Source organism: Spirosoma migulaei (genome assembly GCF_054776855.1).
Genome location: NZ_BAAHBG010000022.1, coordinates 352,247 through 373,503, shown reverse-complemented (window position 1 = coordinate 373,503; position 21,257 = coordinate 352,247). Strand labels below are relative to the sequence as shown.

The 21,257-nt window shown below is 48.6% G+C and carries 15 protein-coding genes; 6 read left to right on the top strand and 9 right to left on the bottom strand.

Annotated features, from left to right (window positions below; translation table 11 throughout):
- Nucleotides 1-25: 25 nt before the first annotated feature.
- The 4 genes from ACYVGO_RS22830 to ACYVGO_RS22815 all read right to left on the bottom strand — a co-directional run bounded on the left by ACYVGO_RS22830 (nt 26) and on the right by ACYVGO_RS22815 (nt 4,904).
- Nucleotides 26-586: a dihydrofolate reductase family protein gene (locus tag ACYVGO_RS22830; protein ID WP_460971239.1), complete on the bottom strand. Its 561-nt coding sequence runs from the start codon at nt 584-586 to the stop codon at nt 26-28.
- A 256-nt stretch (nt 587-842) separates the two neighbouring features.
- Nucleotides 843-3,590, bottom strand: coding sequence for a vWA domain-containing protein (locus ACYVGO_RS22825; RefSeq protein WP_460971238.1), 2,748 nt, complete (start codon nt 3,588-3,590; stop codon nt 843-845).
- Between the two features lie 25 nt (nt 3,591-3,615).
- Nucleotides 3,616-4,332: a hypothetical protein gene (locus tag ACYVGO_RS22820; protein ID WP_460971237.1), complete on the bottom strand. Its 717-nt coding sequence runs from the start codon at nt 4,330-4,332 to the stop codon at nt 3,616-3,618.
- 5 nt (nt 4,333-4,337) lie between these two features.
- The gene (locus tag ACYVGO_RS22815) at nt 4,338-4,904 is read right to left on the bottom strand and encodes a hypothetical protein (RefSeq protein ID WP_460971236.1); all 567 of its coding nucleotides are present in this window, start codon (nt 4,902-4,904) and stop codon (nt 4,338-4,340) included.
- A gap of 495 nt (nt 4,905-5,399) precedes the next feature.
- On the opposite strand from ACYVGO_RS22815, the gene ACYVGO_RS22810 reads away from it, so the two are divergent.
- From ACYVGO_RS22810 to ACYVGO_RS22795, 4 genes are all read left to right on the top strand, one after another.
- Nucleotides 5,400-8,480 (top strand): SusC/RagA family TonB-linked outer membrane protein, encoded by a 3,081-nt coding sequence (locus ACYVGO_RS22810; RefSeq protein ID WP_460971234.1) that lies wholly within the window; start codon nt 5,400-5,402, stop codon nt 8,478-8,480.
- Between the two features lie 27 nt (nt 8,481-8,507).
- The gene (locus ACYVGO_RS22805; RefSeq protein ID WP_460971233.1) at nt 8,508-9,956 is read left to right on the top strand and encodes a RagB/SusD family nutrient uptake outer membrane protein; all 1,449 of its coding nucleotides are present in this window, start codon (nt 8,508-8,510) and stop codon (nt 9,954-9,956) included.
- A gap of 10 nt (nt 9,957-9,966) precedes the next feature.
- Nucleotides 9,967-10,443 (top strand): DUF4843 domain-containing protein, encoded by a 477-nt coding sequence (locus tag ACYVGO_RS22800; RefSeq protein ID WP_142771813.1) that lies wholly within the window; start codon nt 9,967-9,969, stop codon nt 10,441-10,443.
- 107 nt (nt 10,444-10,550) lie between these two features.
- On the top strand, nt 10,551-13,037 hold the full coding sequence (locus tag ACYVGO_RS22795; protein WP_460971232.1) for a S9 family peptidase: 2,487 nt from the start codon (nt 10,551-10,553) through the stop codon (nt 13,035-13,037).
- A gap of 90 nt (nt 13,038-13,127) precedes the next feature.
- Here the strand turns inward: ACYVGO_RS22795 and ACYVGO_RS22790 are convergent, their stop codons facing one another.
- The 5 genes from ACYVGO_RS22790 to ACYVGO_RS22770 form a co-directional block, all read right to left on the bottom strand.
- The gene (locus tag ACYVGO_RS22790) at nt 13,128-13,643 is read right to left on the bottom strand and encodes a DUF6169 family protein (RefSeq protein WP_460971231.1); all 516 of its coding nucleotides are present in this window, start codon (nt 13,641-13,643) and stop codon (nt 13,128-13,130) included.
- On the bottom strand, nt 13,609-13,767 hold the full coding sequence (locus tag ACYVGO_RS22785) for a hypothetical protein (RefSeq protein ID WP_168207764.1): 159 nt from the start codon (nt 13,765-13,767) through the stop codon (nt 13,609-13,611). Before ACYVGO_RS22785 ends, ACYVGO_RS22790 begins: the two co-directional genes overlap by 35 nt.
- Before the next feature lie 108 nt (nt 13,768-13,875).
- Nucleotides 13,876-14,715, bottom strand: a complete 840-nt coding sequence (locus ACYVGO_RS22780; protein ID WP_460971230.1) for a hypothetical protein — start codon at nt 14,713-14,715, stop codon at nt 13,876-13,878.
- Nucleotides 14,716-14,739: 24 nt separating this feature from the next.
- Nucleotides 14,740-15,480 carry a LytR/AlgR family response regulator transcription factor gene (locus ACYVGO_RS22775; protein WP_142771817.1) on the bottom strand — a complete coding sequence of 247 codons (741 nt, stop codon included), beginning with the start codon at nt 15,478-15,480 and terminating at the stop codon, nt 14,740-14,742.
- Nucleotides 15,477-16,718 carry a histidine kinase gene (locus ACYVGO_RS22770; RefSeq protein WP_460971229.1) on the bottom strand — a complete coding sequence of 414 codons (1,242 nt, stop codon included), beginning with the start codon at nt 16,716-16,718 and terminating at the stop codon, nt 15,477-15,479. Before ACYVGO_RS22770 ends, ACYVGO_RS22775 begins: the two co-directional genes overlap by 4 nt.
- Nucleotides 16,719-17,075: 357 nt before the next feature.
- On the opposite strand from ACYVGO_RS22770, the gene ACYVGO_RS22765 reads away from it, so the two are divergent.
- Both ACYVGO_RS22765 and ACYVGO_RS22760 read left to right on the top strand, forming a co-directional pair.
- Complete coding sequence (locus tag ACYVGO_RS22765) at nt 17,076-20,180, top strand: two-component regulator propeller domain-containing protein (protein WP_460971228.1); 3,105 nt, start codon at nt 17,076-17,078, stop codon at nt 20,178-20,180.
- Nucleotides 20,181-20,684: 504 nt separating this feature from the next.
- Complete coding sequence (locus ACYVGO_RS22760; RefSeq protein ID WP_460971227.1) at nt 20,685-21,224, top strand: hypothetical protein; 540 nt, start codon at nt 20,685-20,687, stop codon at nt 21,222-21,224.
- Nucleotides 21,225-21,257 lie beyond the last annotated feature (33 nt).

Below are 21,257 nucleotides of genomic sequence, written 5' to 3'. Positions count from 1 at the left end.
GGGCGGGAAATTCAAGCGTTGCCTCCTATTTTTTTCTTATTTCATACCACAGCTCTACCATTCCGGTTTTATAGGCGGTCACCTCCTTCAGGTGCAGCGCTTGTTCCTGGCCAAGTTGATCAAGAAACAATAGCCCATCTCCCAAAATAATAGGCAAAACGGATAGCCGGATTTCGTCTGCCAACTTCAACCGAATGAACTCGCTGGCAAGCATGGCTCCGCCTACAAGCCAGACATTGGTATAGTTTGGTGTTAGGTGTTCATTCACAAGTTTGTTGAGGTCGCCCGAATAAAGTTCAACGTTCTTTCTGTCAATTGGCAGGTTTCGGTGCGTGACGACAATTGTTGGCGTGTCCCCATACGCCCATCCATATGATTTCGACAGTTCTAAGGCGTGTTCATAGGTCCGGGCACCCATCACATAGCAATCTATTGTCTTAAGAAATTCCTCCGGGTCTTGCCCGGCAACTCCTTTCTCATAGCTGTCAGCCGTTTCAAACCAGGAAACGCTATTGTCTTTTTTAGCAATCATGCCGTCAAGACTGGAAACCATATGGATTGTGAGCGTAAAGGAGTCGGTTGGCATTGGGGAGATGGGATGTTGAACGGTTGACTTTAGTTCACTTGGCCTCCACCTAGTAAATAGATGAAGATTTGGCCTATACAGTAATCCGGCAGATTTAAACAAAAATATGTTTGTGTGACCCCGATGGGGTCACACAAAGCCTTACTAAGTTTTGCCTGATTAGATACATTACAAACATAGCGAATTGTTCCTTTTTCAATAACCATCAGCTACTGCTGTATAACCTCTATACAAAGTCCAATCTTGCCCTCGAATGCTACGGCATTCTCTTCGCCTGTGCCTCCAGAATCAATTGCAGGTTTGCGTTCTCTTTGGTGATGTGTGTGTAGCTGCCTTTGCCGGTTTGAGCTAATTTTTTGAGATTCTGACCGTTCACTTCCTTCTGGCCAAAGGTGAAAATTGTCAGATAAACATCCTGCGTACTGGCTTCGCTGACTAATTGAAACACCTCGTCACTCACTGGGAATTCGCCGTCGGTGGCCAGGATGATTCGGTTGTTGCCTGCCCGGATGTAATTCTTGTTGGCTACTTTGTAGGCTAAGCGAATACCGCCATTGCCATCCGTGTCGCCGTCGGACTGGAGCTGGTCGATTATACGGGCAATCTCGCTGGCGTTGCTACCCGAGGTGGGCTTGAGGGCCACTTTCGCCTTGCCGGAATAGACGATAACCGAAAGCTGATCTTCGGGCCGGAGGATACGCAGCAGCGATTTGATGGCTGTTTTTAATAGCGGCAGTTTATAAGGCGAATCCATGGAGCCTGATACATCCAAGAGCAACACCATGTTGTTAGCGGCAAACCCGGCCAGTGAGTTAACCACGTTTGGTTGACCGGGCCGGTCGATGTATACCGTATCGACTTTCGTTTGATTGACATACACCGTATCGTGCCGGATGGCCGTCTTTCCCATCGTGGTGGTTGGGCTACTTATGGGAGTTACATTGGTTGTATTTTGCGCAATTGGCTTCGTTTCGGCAATCGGCTCTTTTATTGGCGGGGTAACTTTTTCGGTTACCAGTAGGGGAGTTGTTGAGGAAACAGACCGTTGGAAGGCCAGAAAGTTTGGTTCATTGATGGTCTTCAGAACGCCCATAGTAGCCAACTCGCTGAACTTATTGTACGGGTAGGCGACCTCGTTGTTGAAGAAATAGTAAAAGGTTTCGTACGCCTGGCTCGCTGATTTTCCGGCAACTTTCTGGGCCATTTCGGCGAGCCGAAGTGAGTTCTCGGCAAGATCTTCATAAGGTGTGTACGGGCAAAGGCCATTGCTGCGTCCATACCGTTTTAAGCCCTTCAGATTTTGATATTCGTCCGTAATCAGGGTTCGGGCTTCGGCTTGCAGGGCATCGGTAGGTGGTACCTGAGTAGCTTCGCCTTTCAGATACGCTCGAATGCCAAATAGAATCTCTTTGTTCAGGTCGACAAGCTTCAGCATTGCTTTTCCCGATACGTTCCAGGGCGTGACTGGTTTCTTTACAGGATAACTCTCATGAATGCGCCGGACGTCCTGGTAAAGTTGTTCCTTTTTTTTGTCGAAGATGTCGAAGAGATAAGCGTATCGATCCAGAATAGCGTCGGAGCGTTTCAGGTGATCCTGTTCGTACTGTTTGGTACTGGTGTAGTTAATTAACTCAATACTTAATGCGTCCATTTCTTTCAGAATAGCCAGGAGCACATCGGCCTGCCCGTTGATAGACGCCCGATACGGTTGAGGAATCTGGGGTGTATTGATAACCAGCAACTGATGCTCAGATAAGGGGACGTTGTAGTCCTCATGCGAATACGTCAGATTGCTTCGCCGTTTGGCGGAGCCCGGTTCCCGATAGTACGCTGCCGACGATTGGTAATTACGTACCAGCAACTGCATCTGATTCATCTGTCGCAATGACTCGTTGATGAAGTCCACATACGCATTTAAAGCGGCAAAGGTTGCTGCACTGGCTGGGGCTGTGGCCGGTTTTACCGTAAAGGCAATGGGTTTACTATCCCGGAATGGCTCCGTCTGACTGGTAGTTGGAGCGGGAGCACTGGGAACATCAAACGCAAAAACAGGAGCATACTTAGGGTAATCCAGTAGTTGCCTGGTGGCTGCACTGTATTTGACGAAACTCTGATACCAGTTGAGCAGATCGTTGTTATACTGGTTGATGAATGACCGATAAAATTCGTTGTTGTGCCGGGCCGTTTGCTGAGCGGCAAAGGTATACTCATCGACACCCCGCTTCTTTACCGCCTGAATCGTTTGCAAACCGGCTTTGAACGACCCCACCATATCAGAAGCCGGATACTCAATAACGGACTTGCCTTTGCCAAACTCATTCAGCAGTTTTTCGTCGGCGACTATGCTTTGCTGGATGAACTTCACTGGCCAGTTTGACTTCCCATTCTCATTAAGGTAATAGGATAAGGTATCGAGCAATCGTTGCTGGCTGAGTAGCACCTGCTCCATTTCTTTCTCGGTGTAGAGGTAGGCATCCGACGAGCGGTATGGTTGGTATCGGCGATAGACCCGTTGGATCTGCTTATACAGCGTGTCTTTGTCGCGGCTAAACTGTGTTGTAAGGGATTGAAGGTCGGTGATGAGCGTGTTTGCTTTCTTGAAATTATCACGCTGATAATCTTTGAGTCGGTCATAGGTTTCTAAGGCTTTAGCCGTCTGGTCTATTTTGTTCACTAATTTCCAGAGTGACTGAGCGCCAGATTTTAGGCGTTGTTTCTCGGCATCCGTGAATGCATCGCCAGTGAGCGCTTTTTTATAATAGTAGTCCTCCAGCATTCCCGACGGCGACAATCGTAAGGGCAATTGCGAATGCCCTCGGGATTGATAGGCGCTCATATCAGTATAGTAAGCCTGTACGCGCTGGAATCGGTCACTCACTTCATCCACCGATTGATTCAGGAAGGCGACGTACTGGTTGAGTGCCTGCTGAGGTGTTTCGCGCAGTGCCTGACCAGATGCGAAATAGGCAAAGCAAATAAGAAATAAGCACAGGTAGGGATGCATAACTAGGGTGATTTTGCGCGATTACTTAATGGAAATTCTCGGTAGCCGGGACGAGTCGAAGTCGATACCGAAGCGTAAGTTTCTGTTGCACATCCGCAGGGATGACATACTCCTGATATTGCACTGGTGAAATCCAGCTCGACCAGTCTGTGGATTGAGTTGGCAACCGGGGTAAATCTAGTGGAAAGAGCAATGGTTTGTTGTGTAAAAACACCCGCATCTGCCACTTGTCGACATACATAGGTGCCGTAGCCCAGGGCAAAATAAGGAATTCACCTTCTTTCCGAACGGCTTCGGAGCGGGGGAAATTGCCGCTATTTTGGCCTCCGATATAGTCCATTGAAATCGCCGATGCAATGTCTGAGCCTGCCAATAGCGGTTTGGCCGCTTTTACTTCGATCTCCAGAGCCGCCCATTTGCCTTCATAACTCAGTCGCTGAGGTTGCTGAGCTGTGTTTATGGCCCAATAAACAAGCCACCCTACAATGAGTATAGCGTCGGCAATCTGAAGATAACGTAAAGAGTGCTGCACTAAAAAACGACTGCTAAGATACCAAAGAATAGCTATACCAATACCGGCTAGCGCAAGACCACCCAGCACGCCAAAGTAGCCATAGGCAATACGATCTTCTCCACCGCCACCTGCATCTTTAGTAAACCACCATACCATACCAAACCCCAGCCAAAAGAAGAGCGGTGCCAGACATAAACAGGCGATGCCTAACGTAAGTGTCCGTTCCATGGGTGTTATTCGGCACTTAGGTTCAGGATTTCGTTGATCAGCCAGTGGTTGTTCTGGCGTACCAAACGAAATTCATAGTCTTCAAATAGGAAAAATTTTACAGAGGCTCGATTTTGGTGAACCTTCACCGAATTGATTTTCAGTGCTTTCAGGGAGTTCAATTGCATATCTACATCCTGACTGAGCATAACCAGATCGTATTCAAATCCAGTAGGCGGGCCTTCATGTTGGGGGCTCAGTTGAAAACCCGCCTGCCGCTCTTTAAAATACGTTCGCCATTCATTCAGATAGGTGTCAGTTAGCTTATGACTGCTTTTCAGATACGCCAGGTACTGCTCTGTATTTTTCGTATTTACCGAATAGTTTTTACCCGCTTGCTGATTCACCAGAATGATCTTACTGGTTGAACTAATATGGGCTTTATACCAGCGCAGAAAATCCAATACAGTGCGAGTTGCTTCTTCAGGGTCGGTATGGTTGTTAACCGTATAGGATGGGTTCCTATTAGTTGCATTAAGTGGGCCAGCGGTTATAAGGACTAGCGCTGTCAAGATAATTGTCGATTTGATCATGGGTTTCGAAGACACGTGTCTGCCCTCTGCCGATAGAGCTAAGGAGTTTTAATACTCGAAGTTGCGGTTGAACCAACTGAGAATCTATTGGCAATGAATAACGGGTGGATTTAAGGCCATAACCTGTGGAGATGAAATGATAATCTGATACACCTGCCACGTAGATTATGTGGTTTACGCGTGAGCTAATCAGCCTGAATTGGTTGAGGTTGCATGCCTTTGCTTAGAAGAATTTCCGCTTAGTGCAGAGGCTAAAACACGTGAACTAATATACGAACAGAGAAATGGTATTTAATCTTTATATATTATAATTATTTAGGATAATATATCTATATATATGGTATTTGTAAAATATAAAATTGAAATTTAACTTAATATCAAAATTTAATTTGTTTGAATGCTGGGGTGGCTATACTTTTAAGTGTAACATTTAAGCACTCATCAAAGATGGTTCGAAAACTACTATTTAACCTTTTATTAATGCTATTGGGCGTAATGAGTTTCTCATATGCTCAGGATCGCGTTATTACAGGACGCGTCACCTCCAGCGATGACGGAGGTGCATTACCCGGAGCCAGTATATCGGTTAAGGGTACTACAAAAGGTACTACTGCTGATGCCAGTGGTAATTTTAGCCTGGCTATATCAGGTAAGCCAACACTAGTTGTTTCGTCGATTGGCTTTGCGCGTCTGGAAGTTGAAGTGGGTAACCGAAGCACGATTGCCATTCAATTGCAGAGCACGAATAGTGATCTGCAGGAAGTCATTGTTACGGGTTACGGTGGCGTTCTCAGCAAACGGGAAGTAACCGGAGCCGTTTCTAAAATTAAAGGCACCGATATTCAGAACGTTCCCGCTCAAAGTATTGACCGCGCTATGCAGGGACGTATTTCGGGCGTACAAATTTCCTCTGCCAATGGTGCTCCCGGCGGTGCCATGCAGGTACGTATCCGGGGCGTAGGTTCCATTACGGCTGGTAACGAACCACTTTACATTGTTGATGGTGTGCAGCTTAACACGCAGAATACCAACACATACGCCAGCTCAAATCCAATCAACTTCCTGAACCCAAATGACGTTGAGTCGATTGAGGTATTGAAGGATGCCGCGGCTGCGTCTATTTACGGGTCACAGGCGGCTAACGGGGTTGTCATCATCACCACGAAAAAAGGGAAAGCAGGCCGGACTCAGGTAAAACTCAACTACTACCAGGGTGTTATTGAGCCAATCAAATTTTTTGATGTCCTTAACTCGCAGCAATGGGTAAATGTGCGTACCGAGGCTTTTGCGAATGCTAACCCAACTCAGTCAAGAACCTGGGCACTTCAGCAGGTTTTGGGTATTCTTCGTTATCCGGCGGCAACTATAGCGAGCCTGGGCGAAAACCAGTTACAAGGTATTGTTGATACGCTGAAAACCTACGACTGGCAACGGGCGGCTATGCGCAGCGGGCGAGTACAGAATTACGAGGTCTCGCTCTCGGGTGGCAGTGAGCGGAATACCTTCCATTTTTCAACATCTTATAATACACAGGATGGTAACGTGGTTGGAATCAACTTCAAACGGTTTACAACGAGCTTACGGCTGGGCCAGAAACTGTCGGATAAACTACAATTTGAGCAGTCTATCAACCTGAGTACAACAACACAGGGCGGTCAGTATGCGTCGCCCAATGGGGGTGGGTTTCTGGGGTCAGCTGCGTTCGGAGGACCGGTAATGGTACCGACTAATGCGATTTATAACGCAGATGGAACGTACGCCAACACCCCTCTTACGGGCGGTGCTGTTGGGGTCGTTAGCCACAACTTTATTCTGTCGGCCGATTACGCTAAAATCATAGCAACCACAAATCAACTGGTGGGTAGTGCAGCGCTTGTGTATAAAATAACGCCCCAGTTAACGTTCCGGCCAACCGTCAACCTGGATTACCGGCTTATTAAAGGGAATTATTATGCCGATCCGCGTATTCAGGATGCGTTTAGTGTGCAGGGCCGCGACTCGTTCCAGAACGAAGAAAGCATCAACTTCCTCACAAACGGGGCCCTTTCCTATACCCACCAGTTTGGTGCACATTCAATCAATGCACTGGCTGGACTTGAGTATCGGAGCGACACCCGGAATGGAACCAGCGGTTCGGCTTATGGATTTCCAACATCGGCCTTTCAGTACATCTCGGCTGCTGCTAATTACCAGAGCATGTCAAGTTTCTGGACGGGCTACCACCGGGCTTCTGCCTTTGGTAAGATCGACTATAACTACAATAGCCGCTACTTCCTGTCGCTTATCGGGCGCTATGATGGTTCGTCTCGTTTCGGCGCTAACAACCTGTTCGGTTTTTTCCCTTCTATTTCGGGTAGCTGGTTAGTGTCGGATGAGAGTTTCCTGAAAGGCAACCCCGTATTGACCGAATTGAAAGTCCGGGCCAGCTTCGGATCAACGGGTAACGACCAGATCGGAAACTTTGATTCAAGAGGTTTGTATAATGGCGGTGCTAACTATAATGGTGGTAGCGGTATTAATGTCACTACGCTGTCGAACCCCGATTTGAAATGGGAGCGGAATACAGAAATTGCCGCAGGGCTGGAATATGGCATCTTTAATAACCGGATTCGTGGCCAATTTGATGTATATGATCGGACTAGTAACGACCTGTTGCTGCAACGGCAGGTGCCTAACACTAGTGGTTATACAACGATTACATTCAACGCGGGGCAGGTGAAAAACCGGGGTTTTGAAGCCGAGATTACGGTCGATGTCCTGAAAACCTCGTCGCTACGCTGGGAAAGTAGCTTTAACTTCTCGGTGATCGACAACAAGGTTACCAAGTTATATGATGGTATTTCGCCACAAGCCAACGTCGATAGCCTTGTGCTGTTAACGGCACCGGTGCAGGCGGGTAATACGACCGTTACGCGTAACTTCATTGTTGGTAAGCCTGTGTATGCCAACTATGCCCCTGTTTATGCTGGGGTGAATCCTGCTACGGGTCGGGCCATGTGGTACGACCAGAATGGCAACATCGTGTATACCTACCAAACGCCACGTGATTCTAAATACCTGGGATCAGACTTTGCCAATATTTACGGCGGCTGGCGTAACCAGATTTCGTACAGAGGCTTTGACCTGACGGCGTTTTTTCAGTACGAATTCGGTCGTCGCGTCAACAACTCGCAAGGGCTTACACTGATCGATGACGGATCTCGTAACGTGAATACGCTGCTAGATACCTATAACAATCGATGGACAACACCGGGCCAAATCACTGACGTTCCACGTCCCTATAATGGAGGTGCCGAAGTACTTGGGTCGTCATACGTATCCAGTACAAGTCGGTCCATTGAAGATGCTTCGTATATCCGCTTAAAGCAAGTACAGTTGGCTTATACCTTCCCGAAAGCACTGCTTACCCGTACCAAGTTGCTTCAGAACGTTCGCGTGTATGCGGTAGCAACGAACCTGCTTACCTGGACGAAATGGACAGGTTACGATCCAGAATTCCTGAACTTCGGGTCGGGTAACACGGGTGCTATTCCCCAATCGAAGACCTATACGTTCGGTGTCGAGATCGGTTTATAATTCACTTCATCCTCTGTTATTTAGTTTATGAAAACATATATGTTTAAGCGAGCGCTTGCCACGTCGGTCCTGACGTGTGGGCTCTTTGCCTGTAGTAGTTTGGTTGACGTAAAGCCAAAAACAGCCGTTGATTCATCGACGGCCCTTACCACACAGGAGGCCGTTAATGCCGCCGTCAATGCCGTTTATGATGCCTTGCAACATACGGATTTATATGGTCGGGATTTGATTGCCATCCCCGAAGTGCTTTCTGATAATGGGCGGGCAACCAACAACTCAAGCCGTCTGGTAGCAGAATATCAGAATCAGCCGGGTAATCACATGATCAACTGGACGCAGGATTATTATGGCATCAACCAGGCAAACCTCATACTGGCTGCGTTGCCTAAGGTGACGATGACAGATGCACAACGCAATTCGTACCTGGGTCAGTGTTCGTTTCTCAGAGCGTTGATGTACTTCGATTTGGTGAAGTCCTATGCGTATATGCCAACAGCCATTATTCCAGAATATAACCGGGGGGGCGTTCCGCTGTCGCTGACGGGTGTGTTGACGTTGCAACAGGTAGATTATCCAAGTCGACCAAGCATTGATGAGGTGTATACCCAGATCCTGGCCGATTTGACGGTAGCTATCGATAAACTGACAGGAACTGCTAATTCAAGAGGACCAGTTTATGCAACGAAGGGTGCGGCTCAGGCATTGTATTCCCGCGTAGCACTGTATGCCGGAAAATACCAGGAATCGGCCGACTTCGCAACTAGTGCGCTGGCGTCTGGTGTAGGCTCATTTCAGTCGAAAACCACCTATGTTGCTGGCTGGCGCACCGCTGTAAATCCAGAGTCGATGTTCGAAATTAATTTTCAGACAAATGAGAACATTGGCGTAAACCTCTCGTTGCAAACAACCTTTACAACGTTGGTAACGCTTGGAAATACGGCACAAACCGGCGGTTTCGGTGATGTTGTTCCAACGGCAGCCCTACTGGCCGATCTGGAGTCGGAGAAAGATGCGTCTGGCGCGGTGCTGGATATTCGTCGTCAATTGTATGAATTAGGAACGAAAGGGCGTGGTGCGCAGAACATCGAGACTACCAAATTTCTGGGTAAAAATGGGACTATCAACCTCGATAACGTTCCGGTTATCCGGATTTCGGAGATGTACCTGAACCGCGCCGAATCCTACTATCGCTTAGGAAGAGAAGCCGATGCAATCAAGGATTTGAATACCATCCGGACTCGATCGGGTCTGCCCGAAAAAACGGGTTTGACAGGAGCCGCATTGCTGGATGAAATTATCAAGCAGCGTCGTCTGGAGTTTGCGTTCGAAGGGCACCGTTTCTGGGATCTCAAACGCCTGGGCCGCGATATTGTCAAGACCACCAATCTGCCGTTTACAGATTACCGCGTTCTGGCCCGTATTCCGATCAGCGAGATCAATAATAACCGCAAACTGCAACAAAACTATAACTACTAAGCCAGTTACTATGAAAAGACTATTGCGTTTCGTGCTGATAGGCGTTGTCTTACTCGCACAAACTTCCTGTTTCAAGGAAAACGACTTTATCTATAAAAAAACGGTTGTTGAATTTCAGGCGACGGTGGTTACGTCCCTCGCCGTTGGAAAAACGTACCCGCTCCTGGCAATCAAGAACGGGGCCGGTACGCAAACTACCCAGGTGAATCTGGTAGGTGCCCAGCGGAACAATGATGAAGTCATCAAGTTCTCCGTCGATAAAGACAATACGACAGCCATAGAAGGGGTGCACTATAGCCTGAACGGAAATACGTTCACGATTCCGGCCAAATCCAGTTTCGGGAACTGCGCTGTCAATATATTAACGGGGGCTGCGCCAACGGGTACAATTAAAACGGTTGATCTGGTTTTGACACTGGAAGGAAACGGTTCGGACATCACCCCGAATGAAAATTACAAAAAGGTAGGTTATCGAATTTCGTTTTAAGACTCAAATGCCGCAGCCAGAACAGGTTGCGGCATTTTTTTATAAGCTATGTCATTTGTTTTCGATTTATCTTTATTACCCAATAACCTGAAACACTCGCTTACTTTATGCTTCACAACCTAACGACTCAAAAAAGCCGGTGGCTTTTGCTCATTTCCTGGTTTACGGTATCGCTTGGCGTACAGGCCCAGGATGCACCGGCCTATCAAACGCCCCCCAAAGCGTTAGCCGATTTAGTAACGATGCCGCCCACCCCGAACGTGAGCATGTCGGACAAGGGCGATATGATGCTCTTTCTCGAACAGGCAGGGGCTCCCGGCATTGACGAACTGGCTCAGCCTGAATTTAAACTGGCTGGATTGCGTCTGAATCCGGCAAATAATGGTCCTAGTCGGGCGCGCTACATCACGGGTCTGAAACTCAAAAAACTGACTGACAAAGACGAAAAAGCGATAACGGGCCTTCCGGCTACACCGCTACTTAGCTTCGTTCAATGGTCGCCCGATGGAACGAAGATCGCCTTTGCGAATTCGACCGACAGCCGGATCGATTTATACATTGCTGACGTAGCTACCGCAGCTGCTCAAAAAGTTGGTTCGATTGCCATCAATGCCACCCTCGGTGTACCCTATCACTGGGTATCCGACAGCAAGAGCCTGATTGTGAAAACCATTCCGGCCGGTCGCGGGTCAGCTCCTGAATTAAGCCGGGTTCCGGCTGGCCCGACTACGCAGGAGAACGTAAAAGGGTCGCGTGGACAAGCCCCAACGTATCAGGATTTGCTCAAAAATCCATCCGACGAAAAGCAGTTTGCCTATTACACCACGGCACAGGTTGCCCGGGTGGGTTTGGATGGAACGGTGACCAGCATTGGTCAGCCCGGGATTATTCTCTCCTCAGACCCGTCGCCAGATGGCAAGTACGTCATGATCGAGACCGTTCATACACCATTCTCGTATCTGGTGCCCGTAAATCGCTTCCCCCTCAAAACCGAAATTTATGCGATTGCTGGTTCGCTGGTTAAAACCCTGAACGATGGACCCTTGCAGGAAGCTGTTCCCTACAGTCGGGATGGCGCTCCTACCGGTCCGCGTGATTTTAACTGGCGGGCCGATGCGCCTGCTACGGCTTATTACACCGTAGCTCAGGACAGTGGCGATCCGAAAGTGAAAGCTGACATTCGGGATAAGGTTTTCCAGATTGACGCTCCTTTCTCGGCGCAACCCAAAGAAATTTATGCGGCTCAGTTCCGCTTCGAAAACTTCGATTGGGGCAATGAAACAACGGCACTGGCGAATGAACGCTGGTGGCAGAATCGAAAAACGATCACCAAAATCGTTAACCCAACCACCTGGCAAACGTCGGTTCTGTTTGATCGCTCGTACGAAGATCGGTACACCAATCCGGGCCAGCCCGATATGAAGCATAATCAGTATGGTCGCGAAGTGTTGAACATTTTACCAACCGGCGACATTCTGATGCTCAACGCGATCGGTTCGTCGCCCGAGGGTGATCGGCCATTTGTGAGCCTGTTGAACCTGAAAACAAAGCAGACAAAGGAGCTTTGGCGGTCGGCTGCTCCGTATTTCGAGCGACCAATTGCTATTCTGGACGCAACAAAACAGGCAATTCTGACCACCCGCGAAACGCCTGACGAAAATCCCAACTATTTCGTTCGGAACCTGAAAGCCAAAATTGCACCCATTCAGGCAACGTTCTTCCCGCATCCTTATCCGCAATTGAAAGGCGTGCAGAAGCAACAGCTTCGCTACAAGCGGACGGATGGTGTTGAACTGACGGCTACGCTTTATTTACCCGTGGGTTATAAGAAAGAACAGGGACCACTGCCAACCTTTTTGTGGGCGTATCCGGCCGAGTTCAAAAGTAAAGAAGCGGCCAGCCAAGTATCGGGATCGCCTTATCAGTTCAACCGGATTAGCTATTGGGGCGGTGCTGCCTTTGTAACCATGGGCTATGCCATTCTGGACAATGCCAGCATCCCCATCGTGGGCGAAGGCGATAAAGAACCGAACGATACGTATATAGAACAACTCGTATCGAGTGCGAAAGCGGCCATCGACGAAGGGGTTCGATTGGGTGTGGTCGATTCGAGCCGGGTGGGCGTGGGCGGTCACTCGTATGGTGCCTTCATGACTGCGAATTTACTCTCGCACAGTAAGTTGTTTAAGGGTGGTATTGCCCGGAGCGGTGCATACAACCGGACGCTGACTCCTTTTGGATTCCAGAACGAACAACGCAGCTACTGGCAGGCACCTGAGGTGTACAACAACATGTCGCCGTTCATGAATGCCGACAAAATGAAAACACCCCTGCTGTTAGTACACGGCGAAGCCGACAACAACACCGGTACGTTCCCAATCCAGTCGGAGCGTTATTACAACGCCCTGAAAGGCTTTGGTGCCACAACCCGGTTAGTATTCCTGCCCTACGAAAGCCACGGCTACACAGCCAAGGAGTCACTACTGCACATGCTGTGGGAAATGAACGGCTGGTTAGATAAGTACGTGAAAAACCCAGCCACTGCCGGACAGGCTAACAAAGCCGGAAAACTGGGTAGCGGAAATAATAAATAGCTTTCTGAACAATAGGACTAATTAATAGGCCATCAGCTATTCCAATAGCTTGATGGCCTTTTTTTGTTATGCTAGGCTTAGTGGGTAGAATTAGATAGATACATGACCATTCACGATCGCCGAAATGAAATTGGTTATCGCCTGCTCCTTTGCGACAAAATCCATATGGATAAATAACGAAGCCAACCGGGTTCCTTCTTCTTCAGTAAACTCAAAATCATGCTTTTCGATGTAGTCGACACCACTATCCTCGAACCAGCTCTCAAACTTTTTTCTACGGGCATGCTGGAGCCTATCCGAATCTTCATAGACGGCAATGATGATGTTGCTCATTTGCTCAAACCAGGTGGCGAATAGATATTGAACGGTAGCGGCAATACGAAGATCTTCTGGAGTGCCTTTGGGAGGCTTATACATGCCAACAGGAAAAAGATCGAAGGAGTAAAACTGGCATCCTATCTGGTCGGCTCCGAATAGGTACCCATAACTAGAAAAGTGCGCCACATAGGGCACTTTCCAATCGGTAGTAAAGAAAAAATCTGTCCCCGTAGGAGTATCTTCTCGTGTGCAACTATACGGATTGTAGGTGATCTGGCTTCTTTTCACTGGCACTCGTCCCGTTTTTTACGTTCGCCCAATGCTCCCTTAACGCCCGCTTATCGGCAAGAATTTTCTTGACAACCGGACTGTCCTTCGCAGAAGAAGGGATAGTATGTTTGATCGTTTTCATAGCTCAGCCCCTTTGAGTATGATAAGTTGTAGGTTCACTTTGATAACGGTGCAATTTAGAATAAAGTTTGACTACTAAAACACGTGTAGTAAAAGCATAGTGGTTTGGTTAATCCACCACATTAACCCGGTACAGCTGAGTGCGCTCACTACTTAGCGTACTGCCTTTGCGAAACGGGCCGATTACATCTACGGTTTTGGTTGATGTCAGCATCAGACTCAACGCATTGAACGTACGCTGTGGGCCATCGAAATACGTATCCGGAATCGTTGAAGACCCGCTGCCTGTACTGACGTTAAGGGTAATGTAATCTGCCTGATCGCCACTGCCCTCTTCCTGGATGATATGCCCCCATTTATCCCTGGTTTCGTTGATCTTGCTCACCAGCAGTTCACTTTGTGAGATTTCGCCCTGGTAGCGTTTCCAGAGGGCTGAAAAATAATTGCTCTCTCCAATAGTCTTCCAGCGGAGCAACAGAGGCTGATTACGGGGGTGACTCATGGGGAGCGCTAACTGGTCGGGGGTAAGATCAGGTTGGGTGCCAATGCTGCCAATGGTGTATTCGGTGCCATCACGTAAGGCCATTGTAAACGTGTAGGTTGTGCCGCCCTGTATGTCGGCTTCCGAACCTGTTGCTCGTTCGTAGTATGGGAAGGCGCCATAATAATTCGTCGACCCCCCGTTCAGACGCAAGGGTTGCCCATTTACGGTAATCTGAATGGCCGGATCTGCAACCGATTTGCCCGATTCATCTTTTACATAAGCCCGAATGAAATGACTAACATGACCATCCTCAAATAATCGTCTATGGATAACCGTATTTATCTGAAGATGGGCTGGGTCAGTTGCCGAACTGGCCTTTAAATCAGCTTTGTTACAACGCATCAGGAGCATGACGGAAACGGATAAAATCCAGTAACGTGCCAAGAATGGGCCTAGCAGAAACATAACGGAATGTAATTGTAAAGAGGGTCATATTTTTTCCAGTAAGCTGAGGAACTCCTGTTTTTTATTTCTGGAAACAGGTAGCGTTTTGTTATTCGCCATAACAACTTCTCCGCCATCGCCCCGTATGTAGCGCTGTACATACCGCAGGTTGATCAGGTAGCTATGGTGAACCCGGCAAAATCCCTTGCTTTCAAGTACTTCCTCTACCTCTTTTAACGTCTTGGAAATCAAGATGATCTGGCCGTTCTTTAGCGCAAAACGTGTATAGCCCCCGTCCGATTCGCAGTAATAGATTTCTTCGCTGTGGATGATTTGTAGCCCTTCCATGGTAGGCAGGGCAATCCGGTCACCGGCCCGTTGGGTTTGCAGATAAGTCAATAGCTGGTCAACGCGGGGCGGTGCCTGGCTGGCTAATTCCTGTTCAGCTTTTGACACCGCCCGGATCAGTTCATCTTTATCAACAGGTTTCAGGATATAGTCCAGCGCGTTGTGCTTGATCGCTTTAATGGCATACTCATTGAAGGCCGTTGTGAAAATGACCCGGAATTTACTGTACCGGCAGGCTTCCAGCATATCGAAACCGCTCATGCCGGGCATTTCAATATCCAGGAAAACCAGGTCTGGGTGCAGCGTTTCAATAGCCGCCTGACCTTCGGCTCCACTGGCGCAATTCGCCAGTATCTGAACATGGGGGCAATACCGCTTCAGGAGCAGGGTCAGCACATCGCGGCAGTGCTTTTCGTCATCAATTAGTAGTGCAGTCATTGAGGTTTGAGGTCCATGGTGAAGGTAATGCAGGTTCCGGCGGGCTGACCATCCAGCCCAATTAAATCAAGGCTATCAATTCGGGCGTCAACGGCATATAAGTCATTGACTAAGACCACCCGCTCTTCCGCAATTCGACTGCCGTGAAACTGGTGGGCCGTCAGGCTTTGAGGGCGACTGCTAATGGCCGCATCCCGCCCGATACCATTATCGGTGATAGAAATGGCTAAGCGGTTTCCAATTCGCTTACAGTCAATATGGAGAATTGCCCGATGATTGTGTAGCGGGAGCAGACCGTGCCGAATGGCGTTTTCTACATAGGGCTGAACCAGCAACGGTGGTACCTGAACCGAATCGGCATTCAGCTTCGGATCGACCCGGACCGTTACATCAAAATGGCCGTCAGAGCGCAGTTGCTCCAGCTCAATATAACTCTGTAAGGCCGTTAATTCGTCGCGCAGGGATACCCAATCGGTTTGGGTATTGGCCAGCACTTGTCGCACTAAGCGGGCGAATTTGGTCAGATAGAGTGACGCCTGTTCGCTGTCGTTTTGCAGAACAAATTTATTGATTGCGTTCAGGCTGTTGAAGACGAAATGCGGATTCATCTGCATACGAAGGGCCAGCAATTTGGCCTCGGCAATCCGTCGGTTATTGTCCGACAATTGTTGCTGAGCCTGCTGGTAAGCTAGCTCCGTTTCGACCCGGCGGATTTTCTGAGCGCAGAGGGCCGCTATTTTCGTCAGTACCGTTAGGTGATGAGGGCGGAAAAAGTTTCGCTTCGGATGCTCGGCATCTATAACCCCCCAAACGCACCCGTTAAGCCAGATAGGCACTGTAATTTCCGAGTAGCGTATGGCATCATCGGCAATGTAGCGTTTATCTTGGGTCGTGTTGCCAATCCGTTCGGGCTGGCCGGTTCGGGCTACTTCGCCAACAATGCCGTGGCCTACCGGTATTTCAATCGGATCATGAATAACCCCCATGGAAGGACTTTTGGGGCCGTGGGCGGCTTTCTGCACCAGTACGCTCCGTGCTTCGTCGAGCCTGTATACCACGCAGTCCACAAAATTCAACCGGGCAATGCAATTCTTCGCAACGTCCCACAGTACTTCCTCAACGGTGGTCTGATCTAAAAGCGACATGGCAAAAAAATTAATGACCCGTTCTACTTCCAGCTCATCTTTCAATGATTGCTGATAGGTAGGTCGAGATACGATTCGTTTGTCACTTGCCACTTGCCCGATTGCATTTAGGGGATAATTACCTTACAAAAGAATGCATAGTTTTGATCAGACAATAGCGTTAATGAATAATGGGTGGATTTAGCCCGATAACTGGTTGACTGTTTCTGCTTTCTGGCGATGCGTTTCCAGCCAACTTTTGGGCTGGGTAACCAATACGAACGTTCATCTGGCCCTAACGTACGTAAACTGGCTGTAAATCATCTATATTCGCTCCGGGGACTAACTAGAACAGTTAGGGGAGCCTGAAAGGGTATGATATGTAGCCAGATTAGCGATAATCGGATAAAAACGGGGGGTTATAGGCAAGCAAACTGGTTTTGTGGGTGGCGCGGGCCGCTTTTGCTAATTATGCTGCTTTTTTGCTGGGGCAAGGGAAAAGGGCAGGCTCCGGCTTTAGCGTTTCAACGACTTTCATTGCAACAGGGACTGGCTGCCAACTATACAGTAGCCATGGCCCAGGATAAACCTGGTTTTGTCTGGATTGCAACCGTCAGAGGCCTGACCCGGTTCGATGGGTTACGTTGCCAGACGTTCACCAATCAGCCGGGTAATCCTCGGTCCTTGTCGCACCGTATTGTTCGGTATGTGTTTACCGACAGAAACGGAACCCTTTGGGCGGGGGCGCAGGAGGGATTGAATCGGTTTGATCCAGCAACGCAGTCATTTCGGCGCTACTCGTTTACTCAGGTAGGGCCGGGCTGTAATTTTATTCGTTTGATAGCCGACGGCCAGAATGGTCGATTGTGGTTAGGCACTAAGGGGGGCGTAATTGACTTCGATCCAGCTACTGGCCACGCGGTCCTGCTTGCACTCACGGATGAGTCGACCCCGGCCGTTAAGTCGATCCGCCGACTGCTGCCCGATGGGCGTACACTTTGGATTGGTACCGAGGGCGGGCTTTTTGCCTATGATTTGCCAACGAAAAAGGTTCGCCAGTTCCAGCATGATCCAGCCAGTTCTACCTCATTACCCGATGAGCACATAACGGCCCTGGCCCGACACCCCCGAACGGGCGAGATTCTGGTAGGCACAAGGCAAGGGAAACTAACCAGGTTGAATCCAGCAACAGGCGTATTTAGTCCCATTGCGCAACTGGCAACCGATCAGCCCGTTGCGTCCCTGTTGTTTACCCGAACAGGCGATTTATGGGTGGGTATAACGGGGGGAGGGCTTTATCATTATGACCCTGCAACCAGCCGATTTTTCAGTTACCTCAGCAGTGAGCAGAATAAGCGAAGTCTGATCTCTAACTCGATCAGTGCGCTCGCCGAAGACCGGGCAGGTGTCATATGGGTGTTAACCGATGATGCCGGGGTATGTTGGTTCAATCCAACTGTAGAAAAATTTCATTCGCTTTACGATGAAGTAGGGTATCAGCCCGTTAAAACGGAGGGGCTGGATGCCGCAGGTTTATCTGTCGATAAAACGAACTCGGTGTGGGTTGCCACCCGGGATGGTGTGGCTTATATTGATCCAAAAACTAAATCGTATAAGCTTTACCGTCATCAACGGAACAACCCCGCTAGTTTAGCCAGTAACCTTACCTATTCTGTACTAAGCGATCGACTGGGGAAGGTGTGGGTAGGCACAATTGACGGTTTAGATTGGTTGAACCCTACCACTGGCCAGATAGAGCATGTGCCGAGCCTAGTTCCGCCCGAAGAATCGGTAAACAAGCCCGTCATCAATGCCGATAAGGGAGTTGCTGGTGAACGAGTGTTTGGCATTATCGACGCAGGAGATGGACGTTTGTTTATCGGGACAAACGAAAAACTGACGATCTATGACCCGAAAACGAACCGATTCATGCACCAGTTCAATGACGCACGGATTGCGAAATTGCCGGGTAAAAACTATAATACTCTTTACCTCGATAGCCACCAGAATCTGTGGGTTGGCGGGTTGGGGCCAGTGTATAAAATCAGCCCAGATTTACAACTGCTGGCTACATATATCCATAACGACGATCCAGCAAGCGTGCCTGATGAAGGGGTAACAGCCTTTGCCGAAGATCGGTTTGGACGGATGTGGCTTGGAACCGATAATGGTCTGGCTTGTCTTAATCAGAAAACGGGTAAATGTCAGGTATTTACCACCCGGCATGGATTGCCCCACGACGATATTGCGGGGATTTTCATGATGGGGGATACACTCTGGGTTAGCACCAGTAGCGGGCTGGCCAGCGTGGATGTGCGTCGACTTCGGTTTACGAGCTTCAATGAAGCGGATGGTACGTCCCCATCCGAGTTTGAGTCGGGTACCATTATTCGGGACTCAAACGGGCGGATCTATTTCGGAGCAATGACCAGCCTGGTGTACACACAACCTAACCAAATTCGGCTAAATCGGTTCGTGCCTCCTGTTTATCTGACGTCGTTTCGGGCGAATGGCCAGGAGATGATACAAGACCCATCGGCAGATCCGCCGAGTTTAGAACTCAAGCCTTCGCAGAACATGTTTAATTTCGAGATGGCCGCCCTGAGTTTCGACAATCCGGCTGATAATCGCTACTCCTATAAACTCGAAAATTTCGATACGGATTGGAATCAGGAAGGAAACCGACCGTTTGCCAGCTACACCAACGTGCCCCCCGGCGATTATGTCCTGCACGTTATAGCCGCCAATAACGATGGGGTCTGGAACCGGGAGGGCTATCGACTACCCATCACGATTCTGGCTCCTTTCTGGCAAACCTGGTGGTTTCGGTTGACTGCATTGATGACATTGTTAGCCGTGACGGCGTTAGGTGTTCGCTGGCGGGAAAAACAACGGGCCAGTCAGCAGCGCGAAAAAAGTGAACTTCGCGAACGGATTGCGGCTTCGGAAATGAAGGCACTACGCTCACAGATGAATCCGCATTTTCTGTACAATTCGCTGAACGCCATTCGGTTATTTATCCTGCAAAATGATAGTGATAATGCCGATAAATACCTCGTTAAATTTGCCCGACTGATGCGCCTGATTCTGGACAATTCGCGCCAGGAGTGGGTAACACTTGCCAGCGAACTAGAGCAACTAACGCTCTACCTGGAACTGGAACAGCTTCGCTTCGACTACCAGTTCGATTTTGTGGTCACTACCGACCCGTCGCTATCGCTGGAGAAAACGGCCATTCCGCCCATGATTATCCAGCCGTACATCGAGAATGCCATTCTGCACGGATTGGCGCATAAACAGAATAAAGGCTGTATTAAGCTCACTATAGAGCCCCAGGCCGACCATTTAGACTGTATGGTCGATGATGATGGTGTAGGCCGGGAGCGGGCGAAATCGCTCAAAAAGCAGACATCCTCACACCAGAGCGTCGGCCTACGCGTAACCGAAGACCGGCTCCAACTAATCGGGCAGCGCAGCGGTCAGGCAGCTGGCGTGACCATCATCGACAAATACGACGATCAACAGCAAGCTACTGGGACAAGGGCGGTGATTCAACTGCCGTTTATTAAGCAGTGAGTGTGGGTCTACTAGTCTGAATTGGCTTGTTATTGGAATAAGAATTACGGCGAGCGTTAAGGGGATAGAGTTACGTGCGGCAATTAAAGACTAGCTGGAAATTAGTAGTGATGAATGCGGATGAGGTAAATTAATGTCGCATGGATAAACTTTTAAAAGAAGGAATACGTATTATTGAGGGCAGTACTAAGTGTAACACTTAACTACTGCGGATACATACAAATTTCTGTTAGCAATTTTCTGCCTTAATCAAACCTCTATCAGAAGGAGTGATGAGCAAACCAAAAATGAGTACTGGAAGCCGGAGAGCATCTTGCACTCGCCGTTCATTTAGTCAGGGAACAAAGATTAATAATGCACCTATGGTTGCCGAAAAGCCAGATAGCCCCGTGACTATTGAGGTAGCCTCTTTGCCTTCTACTACCATAAACTTTCTTCAAATGGCTGAAGATGCGGCCAAAATGCAAGAGTATATAGCAAACGGGGGTAAACAAAGTGAAGCGAGTGGAGTCAAATTCATCAAGCCATCAGGGTTATTCAATAACTGGGTCGGAAGACGATAGTGAGTTCTCTTTTGTCACGAATCAGGGAATAAGATATTTAGTTTATTTTGCAGAAGCGGATGGTTACGTACCATCCGCTTCTTTTGCTCAAGACATTAAGATGTTTGGTTTTGGCCCAGTAAAAGAGACTCGGCCAGCAGGCAAATTACCTAAAGACCCGCAAGTAGGAATCGCGATAGTTGAGATTCTCTACTACTACATAGCCAAATACCCTGATAGGATTTTGGTATTTGTTTGCAGCGATGAAAGTGTTTGGCAGCCTGGGCCAGATAGCAGGAACCCTCGTTATGCCAAATGGCGAAGTGATACATTCTCAGAATGGTTTGAAGGCTGGCAGCAAACAGGGATAATGCCTGCCGAGAAAATAGACTATAATCTCTATGGCAAACTTTACTGCTCATGCATGTTTAGATCAGGTAATCCATATGAAGCAGAGGTTAGGCAGATCATCGACCAGACTGTTCTAGAAAAACTAATCTAAAAAATAACTTGCCAGAACGTTCATGCTCCATTG